General features: G+C 53.5%; 11 protein-coding genes. 10 read left to right on the top strand and 1 reads right to left on the bottom strand.

Annotated features, from left to right (window positions below):
• The first annotated feature begins 17 nt into the window (after nucleotides 1-17).
• Genes QMZ18_RS33760 through QMZ18_RS33740 form a run of 5 tightly spaced genes read left to right on the top strand, consistent with a single transcriptional unit; the run spans nucleotide 18 to nucleotide 6812 of the window.
• Nucleotides 18-449 (top strand): hypothetical protein, encoded by a 432-nt coding sequence (locus QMZ18_RS33760; RefSeq protein WP_282610859.1) that lies wholly within the window; start codon nucleotides 18-20, stop codon nucleotides 447-449.
• Between the two features lie 51 nt (nucleotides 450-500).
• Nucleotides 501-1925, top strand: coding sequence for a hypothetical protein (locus QMZ18_RS33755; protein WP_282610858.1), 1425 nt, complete (start codon nucleotides 501-503; stop codon nucleotides 1923-1925).
• A 2-nt stretch (nucleotides 1926-1927) separates the two neighbouring features.
• Nucleotides 1928-4771, top strand: a complete 2844-nt coding sequence (locus tag QMZ18_RS33750) for a hypothetical protein (RefSeq protein ID WP_282610857.1) — start codon at nucleotides 1928-1930, stop codon at nucleotides 4769-4771.
• Nucleotides 4764-5576: a hypothetical protein gene (locus QMZ18_RS33745; protein WP_282610856.1), complete on the top strand. Its 813-nt coding sequence runs from the start codon at nucleotides 4764-4766 to the stop codon at nucleotides 5574-5576. Before QMZ18_RS33750 ends, QMZ18_RS33745 begins: the two co-directional genes overlap by 8 nt.
• A gap of 6 nt (nucleotides 5577-5582) precedes the next feature.
• Nucleotides 5583-6812 carry a hypothetical protein gene (locus QMZ18_RS33740; protein ID WP_282610855.1) on the top strand — a complete coding sequence of 410 codons (1230 nt, stop codon included), beginning with the start codon at nucleotides 5583-5585 and terminating at the stop codon, nucleotides 6810-6812.
• A gap of 406 nt (nucleotides 6813-7218) precedes the next feature.
• Here QMZ18_RS33740 and QMZ18_RS33735 read toward each other — a convergent pair whose 3' ends face one another.
• Complete coding sequence (locus QMZ18_RS33735) at nucleotides 7219-8253, bottom strand: bifunctional 2-polyprenyl-6-hydroxyphenol methylase/3-demethylubiquinol 3-O-methyltransferase UbiG (protein ID WP_282610854.1); 1035 nt, start codon at nucleotides 8251-8253, stop codon at nucleotides 7219-7221.
• Between the two features lie 377 nt (nucleotides 8254-8630).
• Here QMZ18_RS33735 and QMZ18_RS33730 point away from each other — a divergent pair, with 377 nt between their 5' ends.
• The 5 genes from QMZ18_RS33730 to QMZ18_RS33710 all read left to right on the top strand — a co-directional run bounded on the left by QMZ18_RS33730 (nucleotide 8631) and on the right by QMZ18_RS33710 (nucleotide 16961).
• The gene (locus QMZ18_RS33730) at nucleotides 8631-9791 is read left to right on the top strand and encodes a cysteine desulfurase family protein (RefSeq protein WP_282610853.1); all 1161 of its coding nucleotides are present in this window, start codon (nucleotides 8631-8633) and stop codon (nucleotides 9789-9791) included.
• Between the two features lie 84 nt (nucleotides 9792-9875).
• Nucleotides 9876-10823 (top strand): DUF4007 family protein, encoded by a 948-nt coding sequence (locus tag QMZ18_RS33725; RefSeq protein ID WP_282610852.1) that lies wholly within the window; start codon nucleotides 9876-9878, stop codon nucleotides 10821-10823.
• Nucleotides 10820-14173, top strand: a complete 3354-nt coding sequence (locus tag QMZ18_RS33720; RefSeq protein ID WP_282610851.1) for a hypothetical protein — start codon at nucleotides 10820-10822, stop codon at nucleotides 14171-14173. The genes QMZ18_RS33725 and QMZ18_RS33720 overlap by 4 nt, the downstream gene beginning before the upstream one ends.
• A complete protein-coding gene (locus QMZ18_RS33715; protein WP_282610850.1) occupies nucleotides 14170-15009 on the top strand; it encodes a phosphoadenosine phosphosulfate reductase family protein in 840 nt (279 codons plus the stop codon). The genes QMZ18_RS33720 and QMZ18_RS33715 overlap by 4 nt, the downstream gene beginning before the upstream one ends.
• A gap of 143 nt (nucleotides 15010-15152) precedes the next feature.
• The gene (locus tag QMZ18_RS33710; protein ID WP_282610849.1) at nucleotides 15153-16961 is read left to right on the top strand and encodes a hypothetical protein; all 1809 of its coding nucleotides are present in this window, start codon (nucleotides 15153-15155) and stop codon (nucleotides 16959-16961) included.
• Nucleotide 16962: the final 1 nt, after the last annotated feature.

The following is a 16962-nucleotide window of genomic DNA, read 5'->3' as shown; positions in this document are numbered from 1 at the left end:
AGATCGGGGGAACGACCTTGATAGGTTGTATTGGATTGATCAATGACCGTGCGGCGCTATCGCTCGTGTTGATCACTATCATTTCCGCACTCGCCGTTGGATGGCACGTGTGGATGACGCGGCGGCTGAGTTTCTCCTCCTTCGAAGATGATGCCCCTGACGGCGATACTGCGCGCAATGTTCATGCGTTGGTGCGCCTACTTCTCCCGCTCGGCGTTCTGGCGATTGTAGCGGCAGCGACGCCAATTTTGCTTATCCTCGCGTCTCCCGACCTCGAGGACGCCCTGTCCAATGGAAATTGCACGCAGTTTATAAAATTTCCCTGGAGTTGGCTGCTGCCGGTGCGGGGCGACGAAGTCGCGATCATGACGGCCGTGATGACGAACGCCATACTATCGATAGTATTGTATTGGACCATGGGTGTCTCGCTCTGGATTGCCAAACGCTGACTAAATAAGAGGTGACACCCAAGCACGTTGCAAACGGACAGACGGTAAAAAATGGCAAGTTTTATGATTGCGGTTGGTGGCACCGGGCAGATGATGGCCCTTAGCTATGCACGTCTCATGTCATTGATGCCCTGGTTGCCGACTGCCCGGATGTATCATCTTGATCGCGACACGATTGAACACTATACGGATTCCGTCGACAGCACGTTTATCGATCCACTTCCTCAGGGGGCCGGAGCCACTGTCGGCACACATTTCACAGAGCCCAGTAACCGCGAGTTCTGCGAAAATGTATTGGATGCTCTGTTCACGGCACGGGAGCAGAGCACACCGGTAGGCCAGGGAATGTACGGGCGTCCTCCAGTCGGGGCGGCAATGATTGTCGATAGCCTGAGTCGTCCGGCGTCAGGTTCATTCGACGAATTGTTCGACGGATCGCCCGAGTCGACGAATGCGTACCTTCGTGACGGCATGACACACACCGTGATCGTTTGCGGCTCGGCTATGGGTGGTACCGGCGCTGGTGGTGTACCGACCATCGCTCATGAGATCAATCGCGCCCTGAAATCGACATCCCATCGAGATAACGTCAAACTATATATCCTCTATTTTTTGCAGCACTTCAGCCTACGCCCCGTCGCGGTCGACCAAGGTATGGCGGATCATGAGATCATTCACAATGAGCAGATCGCCGTTAACGCCAAGTCAGGTATGAGCTTTCTCGCTGACAAAATCGTTGATGGAACAAACGGTTGTGTACTTTTCGGTCTTGGTGTTCCGCCGAGCCGAACGCATGAAGCAGTCGGAAAGCAAACTGAGCAATCCGAACCGCTGCATGTCCTCGCCGCTGCATACGCACAGTCTCTGTTCGACGGCGGCCGATTAGCGCGTCTCCACAATGCCCACGCCATTGAGGTCGTGCAGATGCCTCAGGGTCGGAAAGTCGCCACGGATCTCGGTATCGGCATTGCGCTCGGGGAGGGGAGGTCGGTTTCGCTTGAACGGGTCATCCAATTAAACGTCGCCGTGGCGCGCTATCTTTCCCGACTTTCACGACTTTTCGACGGCGGGTTGGGTTTTGCCTTCGTGCCACCGATGCCTAAGGATATCGAAAAGATCCTGACGCGATTGACACGACTGACGAAAAATAGACGAGAGACTATCCAGCGTGCTGTCAGCACCAAACTAACCGAGGAAGCGCAGCGGATACACACGACGGTTCGCCGGTACGAGGCACTGACGAAGGACATTGTGCCGTTTTCAATTGATTTGCAATGCGAACTCGATGGTGACGGTTACCAGCAGTCACTCCACCGACCAATGGCGTTCATACGAGCAGCAACCAGAGGATTGAGGAATTTAGAAGCTGAACAACTGGATTACGATACCGTATCCGATGCAATTGTCAGCGCTCTGTTTCGTTCTCTCGACAATCGATATTTCAACGGGGAATTTGGTCTGGCAGGAGAACATTGATAATGGCCGAATTACTTCTTCCTGGCGATTGGCGGCAATTAGCTCTCGAAGCCGGCACCACCACGATCGAACCGAGTGATTTCGACGGTCGGCTGTACCGAGAGGAAGAGATTCACCACGGGGGCGTTCCGTCGATTTTCGCGCGCGCGTTCTCCTTCACCAAGGCCTTGAACCAGATACCGCAAGAGCCGGCGGCCAACGAGTATTTCAGCCGTTTGGTGCAGGGGATCTTCCTCGGTCTCGTTGAGGTGGTCTCCCACAGCCTCACCGACCTGGCGCCAACCGTTCGTGCCGCATATGTATTGCAAAGCTTTGAACCCAACTTAGATGAGTTTTTTGTTCTAAAATGGCAGAACAAGGTCATCGGTGGTGCATACCCAGATAGCCTTGTTTTCCCGGGTGCCCGATTCCAGGCGGCGTCGGAGTGGGACCTCAAGGGGCCGACGACGAGCCCCGAACCGGACTACGTCCGGATCCGGGACGACTTGCTTGTCTGCAATATCACCCTGAATGCTCTCGCCATCGCGATCGACGAAGAAATGGAGCGCCTCGGGCCGGGTCTCGTCAAGGCATTGTTCACCGAATGGGTTCAGGAGATTAGGAAGGTCCTTCAACTGCCATCGAGCGAGCCTCTTCTGGCTCTCGATTCTCTCAACAATCTCTCCTCGGGGAACTGGTCCACCACCGTCAAGGCGCCTACTGGAGCGCTCGGTAACCTCACCAGCGTGATCTCTACCGCGCGACTCCGCAAACACGATGGCGAATTAGTGAGTGTACCCCTCCGTGCGATCTCGAAGCATCTGTTCTGCGAGAGACTTGTAATTTGCTCGAATGGCCGTACGCCCGATCTGCCTCTACGTTCAGAATTTTTGAACCTTGTGGACACTGACGCATCGGGAATCAGTGGATCATTTGAAGGGCGTCCAGTTTACCAAATTTATCTGAGAGGATGGGACGCACCGATCGAATGGAAGCCTCTAGCCTCTATGTTGATCGAGAATTTTGAGGGAAGCCTACTCCTTTGGCCGAATTATAGAGCCAAAGGATGGAAGATCAATTACGCCTATTTCATGACGAATGCGGAGTTCGCCGGGACACATCCAACGGTCAATCTTTTTGGAGAACGCCTAGTCAAGCTGGATACGGTTGCGGACTCTCTAGGGTGCCAGATCAATGAAGCAGTGCGATATGCGGAAATGGTCGTCGACGGCAAGCCTGCCGGTATTTTCATGGACGATCGTCCCGATCTTGAGTCGGGCAACATAGCGAAGACGATCGCGCTCGATTTCGGAACCGTAAACACGGCTCTCGGGATATTCGACGACGAAGCAGGGGACTATACCACGTTCACCTTCGAGGACCTCTCCTACGACCTCCTGACGCGACTATGGTGGAAACCCGAAAGCAATCAAAAGCGTGAGGCATCAAGCTTCGTGCCGACCGCCTCAGCCGCTGATATGGATGGGCCTGGATTGTCGCTGCTGCCGTCCGAAATCTTATTCACGACGTTGAGTGCCAGGGTCAAAGGAAATTTGACGCGTCCTATCGCCGATTTTACCGTGCCGTTTCCTTATTTTAGGCGAACCGGAATTAGTAGACATCTGGTAAGCAATTTCAAATGGAAAGCACCTGACGGTTTTAGTCGTGATGAGCTAACCAAAGTCTACCTCAACATGGTCCTCACCCTCGTGCTGGCTCAAATCAGGAAGGATTACCTCAGTTGCCATGTTGACATCGTACCGACCTACCCGCTGGCCTTCGGAGCAAGCCGCTATGAGCAATACAAGCAGCTGTTAGCGGCTTCGACCGGCAACGGCGCGTTGTTCGCCGATCTTGCCGAACAGACGGGAATGGTAATCGAACTGGCTATGGTTAATCCGACTCTGGGGTTGCAAGAACTAATCGCCGAATCATACGCGGTGGAGGCGCTTTCCGTCGGCTCGTCAGAACAGAACCGTGCGGTAATGGTGGTCGATATCGGCGGTGGAACAACCGATATCGCCATGAATGTGGCCGGCGGCGAATATGTCGAAAGCGTCGCCTACGGGGGTAACGTCTATTTGAACTATCTGGCGGAGAATTTCCGGAACATTCGTCGCGAAGGCCTGGATGACAAGGACCTGGATGTGAATGATCGGATGATCATCATGCAACGGCTCTTGCGGGATGCCGGCGGCATCCGATTGGTCCTGGACACTTTCACGCCACCCCAGAGAAAGTCGGCTCAGGCCGCGATAAATCGATTCTTTGTTGGGATTTTTGTTTACCTCGAACGTCTGCTTGCTCGACACGACATCCGAAAAGTCGATTTTTTCCCGGTCGGCAACGGATGGCGCTTAATCGAAGGTTATTCCGCTCCACACGATACAATACCAGAGTATGTCAGCCGACTGTTCCAACACTGGGGCGTCGACGCCAATGTAATTCTACCTAGGAACAATGACTTCAAGGGCGCAGTCTCGAAAGGTGCGGTGCGGATTGCTCGAGAAGGGACATACAATCACCCTGACAATATTTCCGTCAGAACCATCATGGGTGGGGATGTCATCGTTGCAGGTCAGCCTATCGATTGGAAAAGCGACATTCCAACTGGTGGATTATCAAGTGAAACACTGTCTTTCGATTGTTCTCGGTTTGTCGAGCAATTCGTGGCGTTATCCGGATTCGCGATATCCAAAAAACAGCTAGAAGATATCGCTCGCGAGCTGAACAGGGAATGTCAAACTTGCGTGTATACCGCGCCAGGGGGGAAATACGGACTAAACAATAGCCTGTTTAATCTATTTCTGGAGAAAATTCAGCCGCGACTAGTAGCGAGTTTGCAATGGGATAGTGGTGGTGGATGAACTCACCTCACAGGCAGTTCGTTTTCTCTTGTACTTGGTCCTGGCCCTTGGGCTGGTCACCATCTCGGCTGCCGCAATCTTTTTTTTCCGCAAGACCTTTCATCAATGGTCGCATGTCGCCCGACTCCGCGATGAACAGATCTGCCACATGGAAGCACGGCTCGACGCACTCGCGGAGGAGGTCAGGGGAATCGCAACCGCGAGAACTAGGCGGAATGGCGGCGAACTGAGGCCTGAAATTGAGCGCCGACCCCCGATTGCGAACGATGCCGGACAGTTTGGTCAGTTCATGAATGAACTGCAGTTACTGGTAAACCGGTACGTGACGGTAGCACTCGACAGCATCCCATCGGATTCTCCTGCGGCCGTCGCAGGCGGGGGAGGTCTCACGGCCGAAACCGTGCGACGCGATGTCCGAATAAGCACCGAACCGCTCACTCTATCAAGCCTTCTTGCGTGGTGGCGAGCCGAGGGGCACATGGTCCTGGAGGCGTGCAAGGATAGCCTTCAACAGCGATTTGGCGAAGTCGAGGTTCATCTCGTGTGTTCGACGGAGTGTGCGGTGAGTGACAGTGATTGGCTCCTCCTCGCAATACGGATGCCGGACGACCGGTTTGTTCTGCTCCCACGGCGAATGGCGGGATGGACGATGCAAGCATTTTCACCATTTTTTGAGCTTAAGGAATGGGGAAACGTGAAGGAAGGAACGCGTGTCGGCCGTGTACTGGGTGCTCCTGTCGTAGTTCGTTCGACCGACGGCTGGCGCGTCGAAGGTGAGAAAGGCACACTCAGTGTCCAAGAGTAAGACGCGATGAAACGGTTCCTGATATTTCTCCTTCCCCTGGCGTTCCTCGGCGGAGCGGCATATTGGCTCTACCCAAGCATGCCAGTTCCCCCACCACCGCCACCGCCTCCGCCCCCCAGGGATTACAAGGGTGTTGCAACCTACCTGGATGCATCTCTCAGCATGGTAGGTTACTTTCGAACGACAAAGGAGCATGGAAGCATCATTCAGCGGTTTCTATGGGTCCATCTGCTCCAAGTAATACGCGGCCAACTCAGTGACGAGCCGGTGTATTTTGGGACGTTTGGCGAAGCCGTTCCGGATCCAGAAGAGCTGCGCCCCACAGAATCGCTGTTAAATAGGCTCAAATTCCCGTCGGCAAAGGCGAGGAAGGAATATTTTGGGAGTCGACAAACGAGGTTGGTCGAACTCCTATCCACGGATCAGCTCCGCAAATCCAAAGTATTTGTGGTTGTTACGGACGGCTTGCCGTCTAGCCCAGGCCAGGCTGGCATCGACAGTCGACTTATGACCCAGCTTCAATCGCTTGACCGTGAGGGGGTCAATCTGTGGTTAATCGGACTTCGCTCAGAGTTTCGTGGTCGCGTCTACCCGGAGACGCCGGACGCATTTGGACAAAAAGGGTCATTCGACCATTCCGGTGTACGGCCCATTTATCTGTGGATTGGCGCGCGGGACATGGCTATTGGAACAGACATCGTCGAGGGGTTCATTGAGGCGATACGCTCTTTGGCCGAGAAGCAAGACGGGGCGCGGGTAGAAGTCGTTCAGCTAACCGAGCCCGAAAAACTGAACCCGGCTGTCGTATTGAATGTCGATGCATTGCAGGAGGTGCTGACGATTGAAAACGAAGATCACTTGGAGATGCGTCTTGCCCGAGGCTTCAATGCGCCCTTCAGTGTTCACATGACAGTAACCGGACTCGAGGAAAAATTTCCACGCGAGAAAGAATTTCACTGGGTGATTGACGCTTCCCGCAAAAATGCGGTTGCAGTGATTAGGGATGAGAATGACAAATGGACTTTGAGAGTTGATCCGACAAAGACATCATCATTTGAGATTGAATTGAACGTCGTGGCGGCCATGACTCCTTGGTGGAAATTCTGGAGTACAAACGACGACTCCGTCCGAGAACATGCCGATAAGACGTTGCATTTGTCAGAAATGATCGACGTCCTCACGAAAGGCACTAGAAGAGAATACTTGTCGCCAAAGCTCCGGGTGGAACTGAAATAGAGCTGCACGGATGGGTGATCGCCTGACTCTGCCGCGCGGGGCAAGCCCCCAGCTATTGCCTTCATCTTCCAGAATGGCAGTCTGCCGATGCACACCCAATCTCCATGATCAGCATTAATCTGGATAGCTGAGCGGCATTTGCTCACGAATATTCGGCTTCTCTTGTGCCGCGCTTAACGAACACGAGGCGAGCCACAATTGCTTTTAGCTCGGACTAATGCAGTAATGTTGCTGGAGCTATCGGCTCCGAGGGTCCGGCGGCAGTCTCAAATTTTGGACAAAAGTCTGGTCGCTTGGGCAAGAGCCTTAATTTTAGGGCCGACGCGACGAATGAAATGAAGGGTGCGTCTCGCGTTTGAGTAAATCTGTCAAAATGACTAAAGGATTAGTCTCACAAATTCATTGGTCATCGACGAAGTTCGTACATCTTCCAACTAACCTCCGGTCGTCCAAGGAGGTCTGCGAAATCGCCCTTGGGAACTACGGTGAACCCTGCGCTTCTAGCTAGGCTGACAAACTCGCTCGAGGACACTTCGTGCATGCCGCGCTCTGCTCTCTGCGGTCCTAGACGCAAAGACGCGAATGCGGCTCCACCCGGCTTCGTGAGCTCGAAGACTCGACCAATCGCTGCTTTGTGATCAGACGGATTTACATGCATCCAAACAGCGTTTAGGAGCACCACATCGAACTTGGCCGTAATTAAGTTCGATCCAGATAGGCTCGGAAGCCTATCGTCAATCCACGAGATTCTGTTCGACGGGTGGAGCGATGTTGCAATGGACCGCATTGCTGCGGAAGGTTCGACCGCCGTTACAGAATGTCCTTTCGATGCAATCCAAGAAGCGTCGCGACCTGTACCTGCGCCGATATCTAACACTTCAATTGCTGCTCCTTCGAAAACGGGTACCAAAAATGGATATGCCTTTTCGAAGGCGATGGATTCGTAGCTATCTGAGAGTGCCGCGGCATGCTGATCGTAAAAGTCTATGGCAATCGTTGAGTCTGTCATTGCCCAATCCCAGTTTCTTTCATGCCAATACCCGATCAGAACAATTGCACTCCAACCTGCGGCCCAGTATAAGAGAAATGAGAACAAATTGCGAACAGTCTTGTCGGCATTGCAAAAGCGCTCGAACCAATTCTCTGAACCTGTATTGGAACTTGCCTCTACAAATCCGTCAGAGTCGGCATCTTTCAGCCACTTCAGGTAGCACCCCATGACGTGCCTGAACCGATATAAGATCGCAACGAGGGTGAGATTGCCAACAACGGCGGTCAGCAAGAGAACCGTAAACAAGAGAGAGTCGTCTTCAAGCCTAGAAACACCAAACCACAAACCACCTGTAAGTGTCATGGCGAGCACAGGGATCTGCCACATGATTTGGTTTAGAGATCGAAACTGCTGGTAGTTCTGCTCATATGCTTCAGTTTTGAAAGTCACGTTCGAGACCCTAAGCTCAGAATAATTTTTGCCGCGAAATCTGACACTTCTTTACATCGATGGTCACAATTTGAAAACATGCCCCATAATCGAACTGGCGATTTCATCCAGTTCCCAATTGACGCTGATGAAGATTTGGTGAAAAGTAGTGCAACACGTATGGAATTTCAATTGTAGCGTCATAAAGGCGAAAAGGATACGACTCTAGTTTCTGACAGTTTAGGCGTGTCGAGTCTCGTTCGTATGGCAGAGCTGCATGACGATGCGGTTTCTTGATTGTTACGACGCGCGAACCCGGACTTTATCGAACAACAAGAACAAGGGGATCAGGCCGGGCTACCGCTGATCCGCAGCGACGACGAAGGGCGATATTAGGTATGCCAGAACGCATCTATCTCGATTATCAGGCGACCACGCCGCTTGATCCGCGTGTGCGAGACGCGATGCTACCTTATTTCGACGGCACCTTTGGGAATCCCCATTCGGAGCACGTATATGGCTGGGAAGCCGCTTCAGCGGTCAACGGTGCCGCGGGGCAGATCGCCGATCTTATCGGAGCGACACCGTCCGAAATCATCTTCACCTCCGGTGCGACTGAAGCGAATAATTTGGCGATCATGGGGTGGGCGCGCAGCAAACACCGACGCGGACACCACATTATTACGACGGCGATTGAACATAAATGTGTTCTGAACACAGCCGCGGCGCTTGTATCTGAAGGGTTCATCATAGAGGTGTTGCCGGTCGATCAGGAAGGCAGGGTAGACCCTGCGCAAGTCCAGACAGCGCTCCGTGAAGACACGGCTCTAGTCTCCGTAATGACCGCGAGCAACGAGATCGGAACAATTCAACCAATCACCGAAATTGGTGAGGTGTGCCGGGCGCACGGGGTGGTGTTTCATACCGATGCAGCTCAAGCGCTTGGCAAATTACCAATTGACGTCACCGCGTTGAATGTCGACCTCCTCAGCATGTCGTCACATAAGCTCTATGGGCCCAAGGGCATCGGTGCCCTCTATGTTTCAGACTATCTCAAGCCGAAACTCGCACCATTGATTCTCGGCGGTGCACAACAAGACGGTCTCCGCGCCGGAACCTTAGCTCCGATGCTGTGTGCAGGATTTGGCGAAGCGTGCCGGATCGCTGCTGTGGAGATGGAGCACGACGACGCGCATTGCCGGATGTTAAAGGCTCGCTTTAAGGCCGCGCTCGAAGCCCGTCTCGGTAGCCTTCAAGTGAATGGCAACCTCACGGAGAGCCTGCCTACATGTCTCAATGTCAGACTTCCCACAGATGATGCACAATCGATCGTTCTGGCGCTCGAAGGCTGTGTCGCGGCGTCGAATGGGTCTGCTTGCAACTCAGGCCTCATCGAGCCGTCTTATGTGCTCACCGCCCTTGGCCTCACTTTCGAAGAAGCAAACGCGTCCCTCAGGTTCGGGTTTGGACGGGGAACAACCGAAAACGAGGTTGACCGAGCAGCCAATTTGATCGCCAGCAAAGTTGAGCATTTCAACTCAGCCATCGCAGCGGAGTAACGATGTGACGATGACACCTACAAACAGTCCTTTACTTCGCTTCCGTCGCGAACCGAACGATATGGTCAAGCCGGGAGGTCAAAGATGAAACTGCGCGGCGCCCTTACAGACCATGGTTTCAAAGGACAGTTCTCGGGCCATGAGACGTTCCCGCTCAGGCATCTCTGGCTCAAAAAAGCTTACGATGAAGTGGCGAAGACAGAGAGCGGCGCTTCAAAATCACTCTTCTCAGAAGACAAGGCGATTGTAACCTTCGGTGTCGGCAAGAATATGGTGAGTGCCATTCGCCACTGGGCTCTGACATGTGAAGTGATAAAGGAGGATGGAGAAGTCTATCGTCCCACCCGACTCGGGCGTTTGATCTTCGACGACGAAGAGGGGCTAGACCCTTATCTCGAAACCCCCGCGACCAATTGGCTTCTCCAATGGATGATCGCGGGTCGGCCAGAACGCAGCACAACATGGTATTACGCGTTCAATCATCTTGCCCCGCAGGTTTTCGACCATGACGCGGTCGCAACGCCGATCGGCGAGCTTTGTCACGCTCGTGGTTGGACTCGCGCATCAGCGGCGACAATCAAGCGAGACGTCGAATGCTTCCTGCGTAGTTATGTGCCGGCAACGAGCAAAAAATTCACCGACGACAGTATGGAGCCGGTGCTCGCTCAGCTTGGACTTATTCGCGCTGTCAGCAGCAAGTCGTTTGAGTTTCGCCGAGGCCCAAAACCAAGTCTCCCAGACGGAGTGTTTCTCTTTGCGCTCACAGAGTTCTGGCGGCGTCATGCGATCGACCAGAACACGTTATCGGTCGAAAGCATCGCCTATGAGTCGGGCTCGCCGGGGCGCGTCTTCAAGATCGACGAAGCCTCTCTCACTGATCGTCTCGCGCGCATCGGCGAAAGCTCAAACAACGCCTTCATCTGGTCTGACACGGCCGGCGTACGAAATGTTGCGCGGCGCAAGCCTGACGTCGACCCGATCATGTTTCTGCCGTCCGCATATTCAAGCTCTTCCGAAAGGAGAGTCGCATGACCACTCTGTCCGAAGTCGTGTCAGTCGAGCGGCGCTACCAACGCTCCATTCGCATTGATGCAGACCTCGGTGTTGATGGTGCATTGCACGGCTTCGTTTGCCACGGATCCAACGCCCAGGCGCTCGAAACGATGGCAAGACTATCGGTTCATACAGGCCAACGCGCGTTTACGTGGACAGGCCCTTATGGTGGCGGCAAGTCTAGTCTCGCGCTTGCGCTGTGCGAAGCTGTTGGCTCCGATCCTACGCGTCGTGAAGAGGCGAGGGCGTTACTTAGCGCCGTCCCAATGCTTGATAAAGCATTTCCCATCGGTGGCGAGAATTGGCTCTTGGTTCCGGTTGTCGGAGGTAGATCCGACCCTGTCGACGACCTTCGATCTGCTACAGCCAACGCGATCGCCCGCGAGGAAGGCCGCCCGCGCACAAAGCGACGCAAGGCGGATCCTGCGGGCCGCGACGTTTTGGAGCGGCTCGTCAGTGAAGCCGAAGCGCGTTCAGGCAGCGGCGTTTTAGTTGTCGTCGATGAGATGGGGAAGTATCTCGACGGCGCCGCGAGTGCAGATACCGATATCCACTTCTTCCAAGATCTCGCCGAGACAGCGGGCCGCTGTGGTGGTCGTCTCATCGTCATCGGCATACTACACCAGTCTTTTGAGCAGTATGCGCTACGCCTAGGTCGAGAAGTCCAGGACGAATGGGCGAAGATCCAGGGTCGATATGTCGACATTCCGGTCGTCACTGCGATCGATGAGGTCATCGACTTGATTGGACGGGCTCTATCGACCGAAGTACTGCCCAAAACAAATGTAAAAATAGCTGAGGCGGTTGCTACGACTATCTCCAAGCGTAGACCGAACAGCCCAAAAGACCTCCAGGATCGCTTGGCCGCATGTTGGCCACTACATCCCATAACCGCAGCACTCGTTGGCCCAGTTTCGCGACGCCGCTTCGGTCAGAATGAGCGAAGTGTCTTTGGTTTTCTCAATTCTACTGAGACCCACGCGTTTCAGGACTTCCTGCAAGAAACACCGGTTGAAGCCCAAGTCACTTATGAGCCTGCCGATTTCTGGGACTATCTACAGGTCAACCTAGAGCCTGCTATTCTCGCCTCTCCTGATGGGCATCGATGGGCAATGGGCGCAGACGCGGTTGAGCGGTGCGAGCGCTTTGGTGGCGCGCTGCACATTCGTTTGGCAAAGACAATCGCACTGATCGACCTTTTCCGAAACGGGTCCGGTCTTATGGCGGAGCTGAATATTCTGCGCGCGTGCTTCCCACACGAAAAGGTAAAATCGATTAAGGCGGTTGTCGAGGCCCTCGAGCAACGGTCGATCATCGTTTTTCGCAAGCACACCGACGCTTGGACGGTATACGCCGGCAGTGACTTCGACATCGCGGCTGCGCTTCTAGAGACTGAGGCTGAGCGGACGGAGCTCGATGTAGGGCGTCTAGCAAAATTAGCAAATCTTCAGCCTCTGCTCGCTAAGAAGCATTATTTTCGGACCGGTACGCTTCGATGGTTCGAGTCAGGGCTAACGAGCGTGACTGACCTCAAAAAAACGATGTCATCGTTCGTTCCGCAAGACGGCGCGGCCGGTCAGTTTATTCTCGCGATCCCTGATGGTGAGGAGCCTGAACGAACTGTCAAAGAGCGATGCCGCATGGCGTCAGAACAAGTTTGCGATCTTCCCGTGGCGGTCGGCTACCCTAAGAATGCATGGGCGATCCGTATGCTTGGCGCTGAACTCATTGCGCTAGAGACGATAAGGCGAGAGCACCCTTCGCTCGAAGGCGACGATGTTGCACGTCGAGAAATTCAGGCGCGCATCGCCTTGTCGAGCGCAGAGCTCGAAGAAGCTCTCAGGACCGGTTTTGACCAAGCGGCATGGTTTGTGCGCGGTGAAAAGCGTGAGCTTCAAGATAGTCGATCCGTTGCGCATCTTGCTACGGAGTTAGCAAACGAAACCTTCGACCAGGCCCCCATCATTAAGAGCGAGCTTGTCAACCGAGAGCGGCCGTCGAGCAACAGTCAGGCCGCCGTTCGCGCGCTGCTGCACGCCATGGTCTCCCGAGGCGACCAAATCGTACTTGGGATCAATGGATTTCCGGCCGAGCGGGGTCTTCACGCGACTATCCTTGAAGCGTCAGGACTTCATGGCACGAGAGGCGGCCGCGCCGGATTCAATGCGCCGCATCAGAGCAGTAAGATCGGTAAGACTTTCCGGCCGATGTGGGGGGCTGCCGAAAAAATTCTCTCGTCGTCTGACGGCGCCGTTTCTCTGGCTTCGATATATAACGAATGGAGGCAGCCGCCTTTCGGCCTCAGACAGGGTGTCCTTCCAATCCTTTCGGTTGCGTTCATCATGGCAAACAGTCAACAGGTGGCAGTTTATGTCGACGACATGTTCCAGCCACGAGTGACTGATGTGGTTGTTGATCGGCTTCTCCAAGATGCTCAAGCGATTTCGCTCCGGCAGGTAAATCGCACCGCCGAAAATGAGGAACTCATATCAGCGCTGCGCTGGCAGCTTCAAGATTCGACCGGTGTGACGCCAAAACCGGGAGCGCTCGAACTGGCGCGAGCTCTAGTGGAATTTGCGATGAAGCTGCCGAATTGGACCCGCCGCACCTCTACGCTGTCAGAAACGGCGGCAAATGTTCGTCGGATCTTGCTCAGCGCGAGTGACCCTCACCAAACGCTTTTTGTTGATTTGCCTCAGGCCGTATCACCATCGAACCAAGCGCATCCTATAGGTGAAATCGGTGCCGCGCTTACAGAACTCTCCTCAGCCTATACGGATATGCTGAGCGTTCTGCGTGAAAAAATGATGTCAGCCCTTGGTAACAAAGAGATCGACATCAAGCATCTCCGACATCGAGCGAAAACCGTAAAAGGGATCACCGGTGATCTTCGTCTCGACGCATTTGCCGGACGTCTCGCTGAGTTCTCCGGCACCGAGCAAGAGTTCGAAGCTATCGTCAGCCTCGTGGCCAACAAGCCTCCGCCCTTATGGTCCGATCAGGATCCCAAACGTGCGCTTCTCGCCATCGCCGAGCTCTCGCTCGCTTTCACTCAAGCCGAGATGTTGGCTCGAGTACAAGATCGAGAGCCAACGCAGCACGCCGTCGGCATTGTATTTGGAACGGGAGAGGCCGCACAGGCCGAAATGAAATCGGTCCGACTTTCAGCGCAAGAGCGAAAGGCTGCCAGTGCTCTGGCCCAGAAGCTTTCGAACGTCGCCACAAAATCTGGGCAGGATCAGCGTCTCGTGCTTGCAGCGTTGGCCGAATTCGGGGCTCGCCTCATTCAAGAGAGTGGTGAAGACAAGTGTCGGGAGATGGCGTCATGACGGAACGTAATGTGCTTGGACTGTCTGGCGGTCGTGACAGTGCCGCGCTCGCCGTCTTCATGCGCCAGACTTATCCCGAGATGGAGATTGAGTATTTCTTTACGGATACAGGAAAAGAGTTGCCGGAAGTCTACGAATTTTTGGGCCGCTTAGAAGGCTTCCTTGGGAAACAGATCGCATATCTCAATCCCGATCGGAACTTCGACTTCTGGCTCAAAGAATATGGAAATTTCCTCCCGTCTCCTCGTACACGCTGGTGCACTCGCCAGCTCAAAATTCGGCCGTTTGAGAATTGGATCAAAGACGACCTCAACGCCGGTATCAAAGTCATCAGTCACGTAGCAATCCGTGCAGACGAACCTGCTCGATCGGGGATGCAAGCGACGCATCCAAACCTCCAGGTCCGTTTTCCCTTCCGCGAGCATGGTCTCGACAAACCAGCTGTCATTGAACTTCTAGAATCGTCTGGGCTTGGGCTCCCAAAGTACTATGACTGGCGCTCTCGCAGTGGCTGTACCTTCTGCTTCTATCAACAGAAGATTGAGTGGGTTCGCCTCAAGAAAGAACATCCAGAGGCCTTTGAAGAGGCGAAACGTTACGAGAAGACTGCGATTGATAACGGCTCTCCTTTTACATGGAGTGATCGAGAATCCCTTGTTGAGCTGGAGCATCCCGATCGGATTGCTCAAATCGAACAGGATTTTGATAAGCGGCTTGCGCGCGAGCGAGCACGACGTCCAATCAATCCGCTTCGAGAAGGACTTAATGACATTGAAATTGATGAGGTTTACGGAACCGCAGATGTAGCTGCGTCCTGCATCATTTGTCACAAGTAAAAGATTTTGCATTTCCACTTTAAGTTGAGACAACGAATTAATTTGTGTAAACTGTTAGGTCTACGACTTTGCAGCCGATAATCGCTGAAAAGTTCAAACTATCCAGGGCGATATCGGACTATAGCGCCCGTAGAGGTTTTTTTATGACCGACAATCCGTTAATCGAATTTCTGGCAGCCTATGGCCCGACCTCTGATGGCAACAACATGTATGACGAATTTGTTGTCCAAGCAGCTAAATCAGCGGGTCTCGATCCCATTGAGATCCATCAAGAGCGCTCAACCCAGATCAAGGCTTATGTGACTGCTGATGAACCAACCTCGGTACTGCTGACTGGTACTGCAGGAGATGGCAAAACCTATACCGCCAGACACGTGCTAAACGAATTGAGTGGTGGAAGCTTAGCCTGGGGTAATACTGACCCTGAAGTAACACTTAATTGCACCAAGAACGGCTATCAGATCCACTTCATCAAGGATCTCAGTGAAATTGATAATGCTACCAAGCAGTCCCTCATTCCACGATTGCTCAAAGCATTCTATCGCGAAGAGGGCAGCCGCGAAGTTTATGTCGTCTGCGTCAATGACGGACATCTAATAAAATCCTGGCGCGAACATATGGGAGATGACCCACATGCGGTCAAAGTCCTGCAAATTTTTCAGAGTTTGCTCAAGGATGATCAAGAAAAACCTCCTGGATTGGCTTTCCGTTTGATCAACATGTCTCGCACTTCTCACGCTGAGACCTTCGATGCCATGATAGATGCCATTTGCAATCACTCGGCATGGTCATCCTGTCCGCCATCATGCTCAGCAATGTCTGAGCCAACCCCCTGTCCGATCCGGGAAAACCGCAAAGTGTTACTCGAGGCTGGGCCTGCGACAATGCAAACTCGGCTGCGTTCATTGATCGAGATGGCGGCGGCAGACGACAAACATCTGTCCATCCGCCAGCTCATGATACTTGTGGTCAACGCCCTTCTTGGAGATGCAAAGGGTACGGCGACCCCGTTGTTAAACTGCAATCGCGCTCGACTTCGAGCCGATGCCGCTGAGTACAAGGCGACAAATCCCTTCTCCAACGTTTTTGGCCACAATCATCCAAAGATCCGGCGGATGCAGTTCACGGCATTCGAAGCCTTGGACAGCTTCGGCATTGGTCATGAGACCAACAATTTTTTCGATGACGAGCTGCTCGATGCTGGCACGTCCCTGCCTGATCACAGCCGGTATGGACAACCCCTTTTTGATGAGATCAGAAAGAACTATCGAGATAATCCCGAGCGCCACATCGATGATTTACGCGATGCGCTGATCGCCCAAAGGCGGCGGCTTTTTTTTACCACCGAAGATGTGCCTCATAAAGGCGATCGCGAGATGTGTCCATGGCAACTCTCGGTCCATCATCATGGTGATCTCTATATCAATTTGCTTCGCCCGTTAGAGGAAAGAGACGCAGACAGCATGAAATGGACCCGGGCACGTATACTGCTCGGACTCAATCGGACTCTGACCGGGTCCTTGACAGGGACAACCAACCGGCTTTGGCTGACTCAGCCCTCCGGTGTTTATTTGGGAATGGATGTCCCCTTGCTAGTTGGATCGCCGATCAACTGGCAAGGTTACCCCTATTATCTGCGGCTGGACCCACCGTCTAATCCCGGTCGCGCCCCTCAACTTGAATTGGTCAGTTCTGAGGATCGGCAACCCATGAGCAATTTGTCGGTCTCTCCAACATTGTTCGAATATCTGATGCGCGTTGCGGAAGGAGCATTACCTACCAGCTTTTCGAACCAATGCTTTCAGGATATCCGGAATTTCCAAATCAAATGTGTTGGGTCAATCCTTCGCTACAACAAGGATCGTGATATCGAGATTCAGTATGTCGCCGTTAAAACCGATAAAGAGCGCCTCGTAGATTCCCCGATTGGCATTCTTGAAGAGGGTCGCTGAC

The sequence above is a fragment of the Pelagibius sp. Alg239-R121 genome (assembly GCF_947331435.1).
GTDB lineage: Bacteria > Pseudomonadota > Alphaproteobacteria > Kiloniellales > Kiloniellaceae > Denitrobaculum.
This window is presented reverse-complemented; position numbering and strand designations above follow the sequence as displayed.

Coding starts and splice junctions, on each gene's coding strand:
- QMZ18_RS33755 (WP_282610858.1), top strand. CDS start 501: ATGGCAAGTTTTATGATTGCGGTTGGTGGCACCGGGCAGATGATGGCC.
- QMZ18_RS33750 (WP_282610857.1), top strand. CDS start 1,928: ATGGCCGAATTACTTCTTCCTGGCGATTGGCGGCAATTAGCTCTCGAA.
- QMZ18_RS33740 (WP_282610855.1), top strand. CDS start 5,583: ATGAAACGGTTCCTGATATTTCTCCTTCCCCTGGCGTTCCTCGGCGGA.
- QMZ18_RS33730 (WP_282610853.1), top strand. CDS start 8,631: ATGCCAGAACGCATCTATCTCGATTATCAGGCGACCACGCCGCTTGAT.
- QMZ18_RS33725 (WP_282610852.1), top strand. CDS start 9,876: ATGAAACTGCGCGGCGCCCTTACAGACCATGGTTTCAAAGGACAGTTC.
- QMZ18_RS33720 (WP_282610851.1), top strand. CDS start 10,820: ATGACCACTCTGTCCGAAGTCGTGTCAGTCGAGCGGCGCTACCAACGC.
- QMZ18_RS33715 (WP_282610850.1), top strand. CDS start 14,170: ATGACGGAACGTAATGTGCTTGGACTGTCTGGCGGTCGTGACAGTGCC.
- QMZ18_RS33710 (WP_282610849.1), top strand. CDS start 15,153: ATGACCGACAATCCGTTAATCGAATTTCTGGCAGCCTATGGCCCGACC.